We start from the raw sequence: 14,296 nt of genomic DNA, 5'->3' as shown, positions 1-14,296 counted from the left end.
CGACTGGATGACATGGGTAACTCCACTTGGCGGTGAAGTTGTCAGGTCAGGTCGCCTGGGCCACTTCACAACCGTTGGTGTTGCGAATCGGAGTTGAAGCCGCCCATCGGAAATAGCGGGTTTTCAATCGGGACGCTGCAAACCGATCTCGGGCAACATCCAGATGTCGCCACTGGTCTGGTTGATGCCTATCAAGGGTGGGCCAGGCAGCAGACACCGGCTGTTGCTCTTTCGGAGCAGCAGCGCACGCAAACCATCCATGACCTGCAGCGGGATGGCCATGCCATCAAGGCGGAGAATGGAAGAGCCCTTGATGGAACGGTTAAATCAAACATTGATCGCTTCCTCGCCTCTGACGAGGGAGTCGCATTTGTACATGAGCATGACCGCGCACAGGTCGAGCAATTGATGCGACCGGGCGATGGAGCAAAAGATCTTGGCAGTGCAGTACAGCAGTTACGTCAGACCGATCTGTATGCAGAGTCGAGTTTGAATGATCAAGCAAAATTGGCAACGATGATCATGAAGCTTGAAAATCAGGCTGGGCGCGGCCGCTATCCTGGCGTACTGCAGAGTATCAATGACGGAACATTGCAGAGTGTCGACGATGTAAAGACGCGGATCGATGGCATGCTTCCCAACAAGATCGTCAAAGGTCACGAGCAAGCGGACTACATCGAAAGTGGTGTAGAGCATGCGCTCAAGGGCACCGCAGTCTTCAATGCATTGCGTGGGGCAAACCAGGCAAGCCCACTCTCTACCGCGTACGGAAGCGTGGTGGCCGATCCGCTCATCAATCCAACTGATGCACACAACGGCCGCGGTGCTGCTGATGTATCTCATCACTACGGTGTGGTTAAAACGTTGTTCCTCCAGAACGCCGAAGCCCCAGCCTTTATTCAATCAGTGGATCAAGGAGCAAGTCATGCCTGGGGACGCCCGCAAGCCGAGGGAAAGAGTGGACCTACCGCAGGTCTTTACGCTTCCGGCAACGATGTTGTCGTGTGGAATCGTGATGGTCAGCGCCACGCGGTTGTTGGTGGTGTGTGGTCTGACGCATCGCGGGCAAGTCTGAGCCGTGAGCGGCACCAGGACGGAACGACCGATATCAATCGTACAAACTCGGATGGCTCACATGAACGCCTTCTCCATGTTGATCCGCGCGCAGTCCCGTTGCGTGTACGAGGCGAGGCGGTCCAACCTGAGCGGCATGAGGCGCAGCCTGCAGTGCCGACCCATGGCTCACTTGGTCCATCACAAGACCCCCTTCACCGCCAGGCGGAGGACGCAGTGCGCCGTTTGGAACAAGATTTGGGTCGAGGCTATGACGACAATAGCGCCCGACTGGCTGCCAGTTCTGCCTATCTTGCAAAAGAGAACGGATTGTCGCGGATCGATCACATCATGTTGAGTGAGGAAACAAAATCTATCCGGCAAGGCGAGAAAGTCTTTGTAGTCGAAGGGGCGTTGAACGATCCCGCACACAAGATGGCGTACATGAAGACGAATGACGCTATCGCACAGCCGGTTGAACAGTCTCTGGCGCAGTTGCAGTCTTTAGGTGAGACGCAGCGGCAGCAACAATCCCAGCAACAAGAGCAGCAACGCGACCAGTCGATCACTCCACCGCCTCGGATGGTGTGAGAGCGCTGCATTCTTTCTACGTCACTGGAACGTCTGGAGACCGGAAAGGTTTAGAGCCTGCTGACACCCCATCGCCATTGGCTGTGGCGATGGGCTCGCCAAGCGATGCATCACGGCAGGCGAGGGCTTCTACTTCGCCAACGGCTGCAACGCCAGCCAGGCATGGAACTGTGACGGCTTGATTCGATAGCGGGCGATGTTGCCTTCGTGTAGTTGGTTCAACTCGTTTACAGTCAGTGCTAACACGTCTGCAAACTCTTGCGGATCGGTCAGAGCCGCAATCCGATGTTGGATGCCGGCGAGGTCGTTGCGCCGGATGCCGGTCTGGATGATTTCTGCAACGAGTACACGTAGTAACTCGCGATGCTTCAGCCGTAGCGGTTCCGGCGCGGGCAGTGACTCGCGCACGATGGTGTAACGCTGGCACGAGCGTTCGTATGCCCACGCAAAGACATCGCGCAACAGGTCGATGCGATTGAGCTCGTAGATGCCAAGCGTTTCTTCCACATAAAGCTCCTCGGGTACATCGACGAATGACAGTGGTGCCAGGTTCTGTCGAACGAGTGGAATGTTTGCAGCCAGACGTGAGGTGCGCTTGTTGACGTCATCGAATGGCTGCAGATAAGGCAGTTGCACCATGGCAAAGAACGCCTGCTCAAAAGGGTCGACGATTGCAGTCGCTTTTGCGAGCAACGTGTCGAAGTGCTCGGAGATCAGCTGAGGAATTGCAAGTGGAAGATAGACCGATCCGGAAATGGCCACTTCGTTTTTCCGCAGGCGTCCACCGGCGTCAGGATCCGGCAACAGGTTGTCCGATAAAAGTGCATGCAGGTTCTGTAGCGTGTAACGGTTGAAGCCGATCTCCTGCGCCTGCTCCACCAGCATCTCGATGGCAGCCTTATGGTTGAGGATCATCTGCGCTTCCAGGTGATCCTTGCCCGCCGCGGCCAATCCGAACTGGATCAGATTCTGGGTATCAAGGCGACTATAGGTATTGCCTTCCAAGCGGCTCGATGCCCACGAGAGATCGATCAGCAGCCGGTCTAGCACTTGCCGCGCATATGTGCCGGCAGGCCGGCCTTCTACAGGTGAGCGGCCGAGCTGGTGCAGGTGCGCACGCAGCGAGGAAGAGAGATAGGCAGTTTGATTGGGTTGATAATTTTCAAGAAATTGTCGCTGGTAGCCGACCGGTGTTCGGCGGGGCAAAGCGCGTCGGATGAGATTGCGAACCTGCGCCGCCTCCGCGGTAATTGCAATCTCGGTATCGGCTTGCGCTGTTGGCAATTGCTCCAGCCCACGTTGGGCGATGGTTCGGTACTTTCGCGCGCGCGCGTTCCCTTCGACTATCAGGCGGCCCTTGTTCGCAAGGTCGGCCATCTGGCGCTGTAAAGTGCGGCGCGCCACTTGTGGGAACACCGCCTGCAGCGCTTCGATGCCCACGCCGCCGGACTCGGCAGCGATGGCATTGAGCAAGGCGGTTGGGTCGATGGAAGGCTGGCGAGCCATTGTTCTTCCGTAGCAGCCATTTAGTGGCGCGATTTAAGCGCATTCTGGCGCGATACGCCAAATTGTGGCGCGATTCCGGGTTATTTGGCGCGATTCTGGCCTCAAATGGCGCGATTCCGCGTGTGAGACCGCCTGCCATCGCGCCATTGAAGAGCATCGTGGCGTACATCTGCCAAAGGTCCCGCGCCCGGCACATCCGCTGCCATCCTCTGGCCGCTCATCCACACGTCTCAGGGTACGGGTTTGCCCCGCCGCTTGTACTCCAGAATCATCTGCGCCAGGTCGTCTTCTTCGGCATAGAAGTAGGCCACCGGCACGTCGAGGGCGTTTGCCAGCCGCTGGATGGTCTGCAGGTCGGGCTGGTGGACGCCGGTCTCGTAGCGGTTGACGCGGGTGCTGGCGACAAAGTCGTCCAGGCCGGCCTTGATGCCCAGGTTGCGCTGCGACAGGCCGTAGACCTGGCGCGCCTCGCGTAGCCGGCGGCTGTACACGGGGAGCTGTCGTTTCTCAACCAAGGGTGTGCGCGTCCCGGACTTCGATGCACGGAAGCTTCCGAAAGCGGGCTTGACTTCGATACTACGGTAAACGTAGTCTTGGTGTGATGGCTACGTTAAACGTAGCTGCGGCAATGCCTGCGGTGGCGACGCCAACGATGAGTTGAGCGTCGAGACCACTGCCGGCAGTGGGGAAAGTGCAACAACTTGCGCAGTGATGGCGTGTCGGGCCTGGGTAGGCACCGAGGCGCTTTGCGTGCGCGATGATTGATCGTACGGCAAACAGTTAGCAATACTGAGCATGGCCCGCTGTCGCAGCGGTGCTTTGTTTCGGCAGTCAGGTGCAGGACCGATCTTGCTCAGCTGGCTGCGTGCTCCGGGGTCGACCCGAGTGCGCTGTCGGCGGGGCCAACCCAGGCAAGCCAAAGGACGCTCCATGAAGACACGCACGTTACGCGACGCCATTTCTCTCGCCCTGTTCGCTGTGAGCAGCGGGGCGGCAGGTGCGGCGACGGCACAGGCCGCGGCACCGCAGGCAGCGGCAACAGATCAGGCAGCGGCGGCCGGCATTCCGGCGCCCGCGTCGGCAAGCACCAGCGACCCGACGGCTGCCACCTCTCCCGAACCGGCGCCTGCGGCGATTCCACCGACGCAAGCATCCGCAACCGAATTGGAGACCATCGAAGTCACCGGCACACGCATCAAGGGCGGCGCGGTGCCGTCGCCCGTGATCGCAATCAGTGCGGCGCGCATCCGCGAAGAAGACTTCGGCGATCTGGGCGAGGTGATCCGCAGCGTGCCGCAGAACTTCTCCGGTGGGCAGAACCCGGGCGTGCTGAGCGGCAACCTGGCCGGGGCCGGCAACGCGAACCAGAACATGACCGGCGGCGCAAGCCTCAACCTGCGTGGCCTGGGCGCCGATGCCACGCTCACCCTGCTCAACGGGCGCCGGCTGGCCTATGGCGGGTTCACCCAGGCGGTGGACATCAGTGCGATTCCGGTGGAGGCGGTGGAGCGGCTGGAGATCGTGGCCGACGGTGCGTCTGCTATCTATGGGTCGGACGCGGTGGGCGGGGTGGGCAATGTGATCCTCAAGCGCGACTACGACGGGGTGAGCGTTGGCACGCGCTTCGGGCAGGCCACGCAAGGCGGCCTCACCACTCGGCAATACAGCGTCACTGCCGGCACCACCTGGCGCAGTGGTGGGTTGATCGCCACGTATCAGGACGTCTCGGCAGACCCGATCTACAGCCGGCAGCGCACTTACACCGCGCAACTCACCGACCCTTCCACGCTTTATCCCGGCAGCGATCTGCGCAGCGGCTTGCTCAGCGCGTACCAGTCGCTGGGCGACAACGCGGAGCTGCGGCTGGACGCGTTACGCAGCGAGCGCGATCAGCTGCATTTCTACGCGGTCAGTGGCCGCAACAGTCGAGTCACCCCGACCACCACCAGCCTGCTGCTCTCGCCCAGCCTGGTGGTGTGGTTGCCCCGCGACTGGACGCTGACGCTGGGCGCCACCGACGGCAACAGCAAGCACGATCAATACCGCCAGGAAACGGCGCTGGCCAGCGGTGCGGTGAGCGTGACCGACCTGTGCTACTGCAACGACAGCCGCAGCTACGAGCTGGGTGCGGAAGGGCCGTTGTTCGCACTGCCGGCGGGCGATGCGCGGCTGGCGGCCGGGGTGGGATATCGCAGCAACACGTTCCGCAACGTCAACCACGTCAGTGGCGTGGAGACGATCGATGGCAGCGAAAGCGCGCGTTTCGCCTATGCGGAGGTGAATCTGCCGTTGGTGGGCCCGGCGCAGGGCGTGCCCGGTGTGCAGCGGCTGACGCTGACAGCGGCGGTGCGCGTGGAGGACTACAGCAGCTTCGGCGGGGTGACCACGCCCAAGTTCGGCGTGCTGTACGGGCCTGGCAGCGATGTGACCTTGAAGGCGTCGTGGGGCAAGTCGTTCAAGGCGCCGACGCTGTTCGAGCGCAACTACGCGCAGGAAGCGTGGCTGTTCCAGCCGGGCGCGTTCGGCGGGGTGGGCTTTCCCGCCGGGACCACGGTGCTGGTGGCCGATGGCGGCAACCAGGATCTGCAGCCGGAGCGCGCCATCACCCGCTCGGTCTCGCTGGCCTGGCACCCCGAGGCACTGGATGGCCTGGAGGCGGAGCTGACCTGGTTCGGGGTGGACTACAGCAACCGCGTGCTGCAGCCGATCACCAATGCCAGCCAGGCCTTGCGCAATCCGATCTACGCGCCATTTGTGGACCGCTCGCCGACGCCGCAGGCGCAGGCCGATGTGATCGCGCTGGCCAGCCGGTTCTCCAACTTTGCCGGCGTCGCCTACGACCCGAGCCGGGTGGCGGCGATCATCTACACGCAGTACGCCAACGTGGCGCAGCAGGACATCGAGGGTGTGGACCTGAGCGGCAGCTACCGGGTGGCGTTGGCGCCCGGCACGCTGACGTTGCGCGGCTCTGCGAGTTGGCTGGATAGCACGCAGCAGACGTTGCCCACGCAAGCGGCGTTCGATCTGGCCGGCACGCTGTTCAACCCGCCCACGCTGAGCAGCCGCGTGGGCGCGGTGTGGCAGCAGGGCGGGCTAACCGCCTCGCTGTTCGGCAACTACCGCGGCGGTGTGCGCAACCGCGCCGATGGGGTGGAGTCGGCATCGTTCACCACGGTGGACATGGCGTTGCGCTACGCCACCGGCGCACGCCGCGATGCGTGGGCCGGGCTGGAGTTCGGCGTATCGGTGGACAACGCCTTCGATCGCGATCCGCCGTTGTACCGGGTGACCTCGCCGCTGTACGTGGCGGCGTACGACTCCACCAACTATTCGGCGATTGGCCGCTTCGTGAGCGTGTCGGTGTCCAAGCACTGGTGATGCGTCGGCTGCCTGCTGCAGCCGATGTGCAGCCGACCGTTTTTGAGCGTTGCTGAGAGGAGTACGTGCGTGACGAATCACAAGCTATGGCGCCTGCTGCTTGCAGGCGTGCTGATGGCGGCAGGTGTGTGCGTGGGCCACGCGCAAACGGTGTCGCCGCAGCGATTGCTGGAGGTGGTGGATATCGCCAGCCCCACGTTGTCGCCGGATGGCCGCAGCGTGGCCTTTCGCACCGAGCAGGCATCGGTGCAGCGCAATACCTATGACAGCGTCTGGTATGTGCAAGGCCTGCAGGATGCTGCGCCCAGACGCGTGGCCGATGGCGGTGTGCCGTTGCGCGATTCGGCCGGCGGCGCGTTGCCTGCAAAGGTGGTGTGGTCGCCGGATGGCCGCTGGTTGTACTACCGCGCGTTGCTCGATGGCGTAATCGCGGTGTGGCGCGCGGCGGCGGACGGCTCCGGCGCGCAAGCGGTAACCCACGATGCGGCAGACGTGCGCGACTTCGCGTTGGACGCGGATGGGCGGGTGCTGCGTTACCGCGTCGGTGCCACGCGCGCGCAGGTTGTGGCGGCCGAACAGGACGAGTATGCGCAGGGCATCCGGATCGACGAGACGGTGCCGCTGGGGCAGGGCCTGTTCCGCTCGGGCAATGTGGAAGGGCGGCTGGCCACGCAGCGTTTCGGCACGGTGTGGTTCGATCGCACCGGGCTGTCGGCCGATGTGCCGGAGCACTGGCTGGCGCTGGATCTGGCGACGGCAAGCACACGGCCACTCGCCGCTGCGCAGGTGCCCGCGGAGGAACCGCCCGTCAGTGCGCTGCGTGGTATCGACGGTGATGCGTGGCAATCCGCGCGTGCGCCACAGGGCGACGCGGTGGCGGTGCTGTCGCGTGTGGGTGATGGCAACGGCCGGCTCTACCGGCCGCAGGTGGCGCTGTCGGTGTTGCCCGGCCCACGTGCACGCAAGGCGCTGCGCTGCACGGCGGCGGCCTGCGTGGGCAAGGCGATCACCGCAGTGCAGTGGCGGCCGGGCAGCGCGGAGGTGCTGTTCACCATCACCGATCCCGCGCTGGGCCTGGCGCAATCCATCCAGCGCTGGAATCCGGCCACCGGCCAGGTGCATGCGGTGGTGCAGGGGCGTGGTTTGATCAATGGCGGACGCGATTCCTCCACACACTGCGGTGCGTCGGCCGCTGCGCTGGTGTGCGTGACAGCGGAGGCCGATCGCCCGCCGCGTCTGGAACGTATCGCGTTCGAAGATGGCGCGCGGCAGGTGCTGTTCGATCCCAACGCGGAGCTTGCGGCGGACATGGCGCGTGCGACGCCCGCACGGCTATTGCAGTGGCGCGATGCACGTGGGCGGCAGTACAGCGGCCAGTTCTTTGCGGCACGCGGTGACGGCGCGGGCAAGCTGCCGTTGTTCGTCACCTACTACAGCTGCCCGGGCTTCGTGCGCGGTGGCGTGGGCGACGAGTGGCCGCTGGCCGCGTTGGCGCAGGTGGGGATTTCGGCGTTGTGCATCAACCAGTTGCCCGGCTACACCATGGATGCGCTGGAACGGCACGGCGAGGGGCTGGCGGCAGTGGAAAGTGCGGTGGCGTTGTTGTCAGCGCAGGCCGGCATCGATCGTACGCGCGTGGGCATGGGCGGGCTGAGCTTCGGCGGTGCGGTGACCCTGTGGACGGCCACCGAATCGAACCTGTTGGCCGCCGCCTCGGTCGCCAACCCGGTGGTGTCGCCGACGTACTACCTGTTAGGCAGCATGAAGGGCGAGCCCTTCCTCAAGGGATTGCGCCAGATGTGGGGCCTGGGCGCACCGGAGCAGACGCCGGAGCGGTGGAAGGCGTTGTCGCCGGCGTTCAAGCTGGACAGGATCCGCGCGCCCATCCTGTTTCAGCATTCCGAGCAGGAGTATCTGTACGCACTGGATTACGTTATTCCGCTGCTGCGTGCGCAGCGTGCCGAGCTGTATGTGTTTCCGAACGAGCCGCACCAGAAGTTTCAGCCGCAGCACAAGTTGTCGGTGTATGCGCGCAATGTCGATTGGTTCCGCTTCTGGTTGCAGGATTACCGGGACGCTGCGCCGGAAAAGGCCGCGCAGTACGCGCGCTGGCGTGCAATCAAGGCGGCAGTGCCGGCACGTGGCGATTAGCGTGCGTGATGCCGTTTGCGCGTGGCACACGTGCCACGCACACGGCATGCTTCCACGCAGCGCAGGCAACATCAGCCTTGATGACGGACCCAGTTCTCGACCGCACACAGGTCGAAGATGCGCATGACGCTGTGGTCGCCGTCGGCCAGCGTGTGGTCGAAATGGTGGCGTAGGGCATCGGCATCCAGCAGCCCCTGGCTTTCGAGTCGACCATGCAGCAGATAATCGCGGATCTGCTGCCTGCCCTGACGATAGACCGCGCCGGAGTAGTTCATGAAGGTGCCTTTGCTGCGGCGGTGCAGGATTTGCGCAGGCAGCACGCCAGCAAATGCATCGCGTGCGACGGCGCGATTGCGGCCGCCGTCGATCCACATCCAGCTCGGCACCTTCAGGCAGGCCTCCACCACCGGTTGCGACAGCAGCGGCATGCGCAGATGCCATGACGCGCTGCGTGCCAACCCATCGCGGAACACCTGGGTGCCGGCCAGATCGAAGATACGTTCGCGGTCGCCGGGCAGGCTGCCGGGCGGGGCATCGAACCAGGGATGCGATTGCAACCGAACCTCAGCCTGCGTGCTCGGCAGAAACGATCGCTCCGGCTTGCGCGGCGGGCCGGCCTTGGCGAGGAGTTTCTTCATCGTCAACCTGCCTGCTTTCCAGAGCGTGCATTGATGCAGTTCGGCAAGCGCATGGATTGCGGTTAAGCCGGCGCGCAAGCCGCCTGCGCGGAAGGCATCTGCGGCAGGCGCGGTGGTTCTGGTGTTGCAGAACACGGTGTCGCCACCACCGCCGGAAAAGAAACTCTTGACGGCGAGCTGCTCGGCGATGGTCTCCTTCAATGCGTTGGAGGCATGCTGTAGAAACCAGGTGCTGGGCGCGACCGCATGGAGCGGCGGTGCGAAATCGACGGGTGCAGCGTCGAACCCCAGGGTGCGCACGATCAGCTCGGTGCCCAACAAGTCACTCATCTGCCGGGCATAGTGCCGCTCGTCGGCGCCAGGCACCGGCGTGACCAGGTTGCAGCATGCCACGCGCGCTGTGGTGTCTTTCAGGCACGCGGCGAGGATGGACGAGTCAAGGCCGCCAGAGAGTTCCAGCAGCACAGACGCATCGGTCTGCGCCCAACACATGACGCTGGATGCCACCGCCTGACGTACCTGCGCCTGTGCGGCGAACGGGTCGTGCCGGCGCTGCGGTGCTGCGATGAAATCCCAGGGGTTCCAGACCTGTTCGACACTGCTGCGGTTGGTCTCGAGACACAGCTGACTGCCCGGCAGCAATTCGCGCACGCCGGCAAGCCCGGTGCGCTCGGTCTTGAGGTGCGGGTAGTGCAGATGATGGGCGATGGCGTCCCAATCGATCTCACGCGCGTATACACCGGCATGCGTGGCGATCGAGATGTCTGAGGTGATGAAGCCATGCTGTAACGCGTAGACGCATGCCACGCCGCCGGAAGGCTCGCGCATGACGGTGATGGCGCTCGGATCCTCGTGCGGTGCATGCAACAGCAGGTACTCGCCCCAGTGCGCATCGATCAGGTGCCGCGTACGCTGTGCTGCCGACAACGCATGCAGCGATGCGCCGTCCACCAAGGGGGTGTTGTCGCGCCACGAAAAGACATGGCCGATCAGTAAGCCGCCACCAGGCATGTCGAGCACGGGCGTGTCGTCTGATGCATACAGATCGATGCATTCAGTGCGTAGCCGTGGAAGTAACCCGATCTGTCGCAGCGCCTCATCGACAGCGGCGCGGTCGCCATCGCGGTGTGTCTGCGGATGGTTGAGCAAGGCGATGTAGCGGTACATCACACCACCCGGATGGGCGTATGCGCGTGGACGTTTCCAACCGTGTCGTTCAGGACCAGATCGCCGGCCTGCACCCAGCAATGTGCCGAAAACGGATCGAGTGCGACGCCGAACACAATCCGGGCATCGAGCTGGCGCCTACGCAGGAATCTGGCCAACGCGACCGAATCGAGCAGACAGCGCATTTCGACCGGCACCCACACGCGTGCGTGCCGGAAGACCGATGCCGCTTCGGTGAGCCGTTGCTCGAGCCGGGCGACCGAGCTTTGCTGCGCCCGCTGGCGCTGTGCTCCAGCGGAGAGGCTGCCGAGTATCTTGCTGAGCGGAGTGCGCTTCAACGCCAGCCGCGTGGACAGCACGAGCGCCAGCACTTCAAACAGTTCAAACAGCTGTGGTCGTCGCGCTGGTATGGGCGTCTCCATTGCGCTACGCGCAACAGGCATGACGGAAGGCTGCGGGCCGGCGCTGGCTTGCGACCGCTGCACAAGCAGGCCGCGTTCGAGAAGGCCGTCGATCTCCGGCTCCGATACCGGGTCTTGCGCCAGGTAGGCGAGCAGGGAGTGTTCTTGTGCACTGGGCAGACGGAAGTAGCGGTCGTTGCCGACATCCAGGAACACCAGGCGCTCGCCAATGCGGCAGAACGACAGGTCGTCGCGCAATGTGTAGCGATGCATGGCGTCATCCTGGAGAGAGAAGGGGCGCACCGTTGGAGTGCGCCCCGTGGCCTGGGAAGTTGCTTATCGGCATCAGCAGCCGAATGGCGACTGCCGCGCGTTGGCAGTGCCTAGTCCTGGCTGATGCCCAGGGTGGTGATGCCACCCATTTCTTCGCCTGCCAATGGCCCGCCCTGTGTGTCCAGGCTTGCGACCCCTAGCACGATGAGATCCTGATCCAACGCCGTGGTGCGAGCGTCGTTGTTGCTGGTATCCATGGTCTCTACTCCTGGTGGGAGAGGCGTGCACATAGGCACGCCTCGGGTTCACTCTTCGGAAATGCCGGGCACATTGAAGCCGCCGATTTCTTCGCCAGCGAGCGGGCCGCCTTTGGTGTCGGTGCTGGCAACGCCAAGCACCGTGATCTCGTTGGATGCATCGCTGTGGGTGGTGTCGTTGCTGTTCATCGCTGTCTCCTGGTTGTGTCATGGGGCTCCATGACATGCACAAGGTAAGAAGCGAGGAATTTGATTTTCCAATGATTACTGCGTTGCACGCGGGTAATTAAATCCGGTTTGTGATCGATGCCCGGAATGACGGCACTTTTCTAGCGCTGCTGCAGACCGTCAATGCACTATCGCGTGTCGCGGCTACGCTCGTTCAACGCAGCGACAATGCGTGGCACAGCCTGTTTGCGTCGTGCGTGATAAGCCTGCAAGGCCGACTGCAACGCCACCAAGTCGCGTTGTTGCCAGTGATGCTCGAGCGCCACCAGCTCGTCGTCGACCGCGTCGAGCATGCCCTGTTTGGCACGGCGTATTGGCGCCAGCCGGTCGTTGGCCTGTTTGACAGCACGGTGTAGTGACCAGTGGGAGGTGCCGCGCGCGATCGCGTCGAACAGTTTCCAGGTCTGCTTCACCACATCGTCCTGCGTGGTGGTCGATTCCGGCGCTACGATGATGCGTGGCACCGGTGCCATGCCGATATCGCAGGCCATCGACAACAGGCGCTCCATCCAGTCGTAGAGATCGCGCAACGCTACTTCGGTAAGCAACGGCACCTGCAGGCCATAGCGTGCGTGATCGGCAACCAGCCCTTCGCCGACCAGGCGATACAAGGCAAAACGCACCGGGGTAGCGCTGGTGTTGAATTCGCCAGCAAGCTTGCCTGGATCGATCCGTTGACCGGGCAGGTAGCGCCCGGATTGCAGCGCACGTCTGACCTGCTCATAGACGAACGCACTCTTGGAATGAATCGCACTCATCGCCGAACTCCTTGTCTGCGTACGATGGCTGGATCGTACATGGAATGCAGAGGTGCACGAGGACGGCCGTGTGCGTTTTTTCAATCCATCGCAGATATAGCATTACAGGCATGGTGCAATATCACTGCACCATGCCATGCAAACGCGCCTGCACCATTGTTCAAATCTAGCTGCGATTAAGTTGCGGCTTGTTCACCAATCCGTCGGCGCATAGTCCTTCAAAAACTGCCCCCACACATGCTCGCCGGTGTTGGCGCCGTGGATGATCGGGTCGACGATGCGCGCGGCGCCGTCGACGATGTCCAGTGGCGGGTGGAAGCGTTCCTGCTGCACCTTGAGCGCGGCGATGTCGGCCGGATCCTCGTCGGTGACCCAGCCGGTGTCGACGCTGTTCATGTGGATGCCGTCGTTTTGATAATCGGCCGCCGAGGTGCGCGTCATCATGTTCAACGCGGCCTTGGCCATGTTGGTATGCGGGTGACGGGTGGTCTTGAAGTTGCGGTAGAACTGGCCTTCCATCGCCGAGACATTGACGATGTGTTTGTCGCGCTCGGGTGTGCGCAGCATCAGTGGCTTCAGGCGCGCGTTGATGATGAAGGGCGCGATGGCGTTGACCAGTTGCGTTTCCAGCAGCTCGACCGACGGCACTTCGGCCATCAGCAGGCGCCAGGAATTGCGGCCGCGCAGATCGACCTGCTGCAGATCCTGATCGAGACGGCCTTCGGGGAACAGATGTTCCTGGCCCACCAGCTCGTCGTCCAGCAACGCGACCTGCGACAGCTCGGCGGCGCGGGTGAGGCCATCGGCATCGGCGAGGCCGCGCCCGTGCACGGCCGGCAGCGCGGTGGCCGAGGCTTCTCGCAATAGTTCGGGTGTGCGCAGGCCTTCGTAGTGACCAACGAGCTTCTGTACGGTGTCGGGCAGCGCATCCAGCGCGGCGGTTTCGTTGGCCATCATGTGCGCGTAGAACTGCGGCGGGCGGCGCACGGTCTGGCAGGCGTTGTTGATGATGAAATCCAGCCTTTCGCGCGTGGCCAGCAGCTGGCTGCAGAACGCTTCCACGCTGGGGGTGTGGCGCAGGTCCAGGCCGAATACCTGCAGGCGATGGCCCCACTGCGCAAAATCCGGCTCTTCCGCATAACGCGCGGCCGAATCGCGCGGGAAGCGTGTGGTGACGATCAGCTCGGCCCCGGCGCGTAACAACTTCAAGCCAGCCTGATAGCCGATCTTGACCCGCCCACCAGTGAGCAATGCCACGCGGCCGCGCAGGTCGGCGGTTTCGGTGCGCTTGAAGAAATTCAGCTCGGCGCAGGCCGGGCACATCTGGTCGTAGAAATGATGCAGCTGGGTGAACTTCTGCTTGCACACATAACAGTGACGCAGCTCGGGCGAATGCATCGGCTCCGGCGTCTCGGTTGCGTTCTCGCCGTTATGCGCATCGTGCAGACCAGCGGCATGCGGCGGGAAGACGTTCGGCGTGCTGAACACCGGTTTGCGCCGCAGTGCGCGGATGCCGCGTTGTTCGAGCAATGCCTCGGCCTTGCGCACCTTCTCCTGATGCCGCTCGCGCTCGCGCTGCTTGAGCAGCTGCCGCCGCGCCTTCGGCTCGGGGTGATAGACCTTGGCCACCACTTGATGCAGGCGCACGCGGTCGGCCTCGGGCAGCGCGTCGAGCACGCTGCGGTCGGCCTCGATGGCCTCCAGCAGGTCCAGCGCCACGCGCAGGCGGTCGGTGAGGGGCAGGTCGTCGGCGGGCAGGGGCGGGGCGTTGGTGTTCAAGATGGATCCGAAAAGAGCGGCAGAAAGCGAAGCGAACGCAGCGGGCAGCTGATGGCGGACCGCGATGGACAGCTGGACCAGCGACGCGACGGCCCGGGACCCTGCTGCAGCAGGCC

Annotated in this window: 10 protein-coding genes and 1 pseudogene; 3 read left to right on the top strand and 8 right to left on the bottom strand. The window is 63.4% G+C overall.

What is annotated here, in order from left to right:
- Window positions 1-1,176 precede the first annotated feature (1,176 nt).
- Window positions 1,177-1,644: pseudogene (locus XcyCFBP4188_RS23675) on the top strand (XVIPCD domain-containing protein); the annotation flags it as partial.
- A gap of 129 nt (window positions 1,645-1,773) precedes the next feature.
- On the opposite strand, the gene XcyCFBP4188_RS16585 reads toward XcyCFBP4188_RS23675, so the two are convergent.
- The gene (locus XcyCFBP4188_RS16585; RefSeq protein WP_104592462.1) at window positions 1,774-3,150 is read right to left on the bottom strand and encodes a Fic family protein; all 1,377 of its coding nucleotides are present in this window, start codon (window positions 3,148-3,150) and stop codon (window positions 1,774-1,776) included.
- Between the two features lie 230 nt (window positions 3,151-3,380).
- Window positions 3,381-3,641 carry a helix-turn-helix domain-containing protein gene (locus tag XcyCFBP4188_RS16580; protein WP_308190037.1) on the bottom strand — a complete coding sequence of 87 codons (261 nt, stop codon included), beginning with the start codon at window positions 3,639-3,641 and terminating at the stop codon, window positions 3,381-3,383.
- Between the two features lie 439 nt (window positions 3,642-4,080).
- On the opposite strand from XcyCFBP4188_RS16580, the gene XcyCFBP4188_RS16575 reads away from it, so the two are divergent.
- A complete protein-coding gene (locus tag XcyCFBP4188_RS16575) occupies window positions 4,081-6,528 on the top strand; it encodes a TonB-dependent receptor plug domain-containing protein (protein WP_104592460.1) in 2,448 nt (815 codons plus the stop codon).
- Window positions 6,529-6,597: 69 nt separating this feature from the next.
- On the top strand, window positions 6,598-8,679 hold the full coding sequence (locus tag XcyCFBP4188_RS16570; protein ID WP_233397331.1) for an Atxe2 family lasso peptide isopeptidase: 2,082 nt from the start codon (window positions 6,598-6,600) through the stop codon (window positions 8,677-8,679).
- 71 nt (window positions 8,680-8,750) lie between these two features.
- Here the strand turns inward: XcyCFBP4188_RS16570 and XcyCFBP4188_RS16565 are convergent, their stop codons facing one another.
- The 6 genes from XcyCFBP4188_RS16565 to XcyCFBP4188_RS16540 all read right to left on the bottom strand — a co-directional run bounded on the left by XcyCFBP4188_RS16565 (window position 8,751) and on the right by XcyCFBP4188_RS16540 (window position 14,180).
- The gene (locus tag XcyCFBP4188_RS16565; RefSeq protein WP_104592458.1) at window positions 8,751-10,484 is read right to left on the bottom strand and encodes a lasso peptide isopeptide bond-forming cyclase; all 1,734 of its coding nucleotides are present in this window, start codon (window positions 10,482-10,484) and stop codon (window positions 8,751-8,753) included.
- The gene (locus XcyCFBP4188_RS16560) at window positions 10,484-11,158 is read right to left on the bottom strand and encodes a lasso peptide biosynthesis B2 protein (protein ID WP_006452334.1); all 675 of its coding nucleotides are present in this window, start codon (window positions 11,156-11,158) and stop codon (window positions 10,484-10,486) included. The genes XcyCFBP4188_RS16565 and XcyCFBP4188_RS16560 overlap by 1 nt, the downstream gene beginning before the upstream one ends.
- Window positions 11,159-11,268: 110 nt before the next feature.
- Window positions 11,269-11,415 carry a benenodin family lasso peptide gene (locus XcyCFBP4188_RS16555; RefSeq protein WP_006452333.1) on the bottom strand — a complete coding sequence of 49 codons (147 nt, stop codon included), beginning with the start codon at window positions 11,413-11,415 and terminating at the stop codon, window positions 11,269-11,271.
- 48 nt (window positions 11,416-11,463) lie between these two features.
- Window positions 11,464-11,604, bottom strand: a complete 141-nt coding sequence (locus XcyCFBP4188_RS16550; RefSeq protein WP_006452332.1) for a lasso peptide xanthomonin 1 — start codon at window positions 11,602-11,604, stop codon at window positions 11,464-11,466.
- A 167-nt stretch (window positions 11,605-11,771) separates the two neighbouring features.
- Window positions 11,772-12,401: a GntR family transcriptional regulator gene (locus XcyCFBP4188_RS16545; protein ID WP_006452331.1), complete on the bottom strand. Its 630-nt coding sequence runs from the start codon at window positions 12,399-12,401 to the stop codon at window positions 11,772-11,774.
- 192 nt (window positions 12,402-12,593) lie between these two features.
- Window positions 12,594-14,180, bottom strand: a complete 1,587-nt coding sequence (locus XcyCFBP4188_RS16540; RefSeq protein ID WP_006452330.1) for an SDR family NAD(P)-dependent oxidoreductase — start codon at window positions 14,178-14,180, stop codon at window positions 12,594-12,596.
- Window positions 14,181-14,296 lie beyond the last annotated feature (116 nt).

It is taken from the genome of Xanthomonas hortorum pv. cynarae, assembly GCF_002939985.1.
In the GTDB taxonomy this organism is placed as follows: Bacteria; Pseudomonadota; Gammaproteobacteria; order Xanthomonadales; family Xanthomonadaceae; genus Xanthomonas; species Xanthomonas hortorum_D.
Note: the sequence above shows the minus strand (reverse complement) of the source record. Positions and strands in the feature narration are given on the sequence as shown.

Coding starts and splice junctions, on each gene's coding strand:
- XcyCFBP4188_RS16585 (WP_104592462.1), bottom strand. CDS start 3,150: ATGGCTCGCCAGCCTTCCATCGACCCAACCGCCTTGCTCAATGCCATC.
- XcyCFBP4188_RS16575 (WP_104592460.1), top strand. CDS start 4,081: ATGAAGACACGCACGTTACGCGACGCCATTTCTCTCGCCCTGTTCGCT.
- XcyCFBP4188_RS16565 (WP_104592458.1), bottom strand. CDS start 10,484: ATGTACCGCTACATCGCCTTGCTCAACCATCCGCAGACACACCGCGAT.
- XcyCFBP4188_RS16560 (WP_006452334.1), bottom strand. CDS start 11,158: ATGCATCGCTACACATTGCGCGACGACCTGTCGTTCTGCCGCATTGGC.
- XcyCFBP4188_RS16555 (WP_006452333.1), bottom strand. CDS start 11,415: ATGGATACCAGCAACAACGACGCTCGCACCACGGCGTTGGATCAGGAT.
- XcyCFBP4188_RS16550 (WP_006452332.1), bottom strand. CDS start 11,604: ATGAACAGCAACGACACCACCCACAGCGATGCATCCAACGAGATCACG.
- XcyCFBP4188_RS16545 (WP_006452331.1), bottom strand. CDS start 12,401: ATGAGTGCGATTCATTCCAAGAGTGCGTTCGTCTATGAGCAGGTCAGA.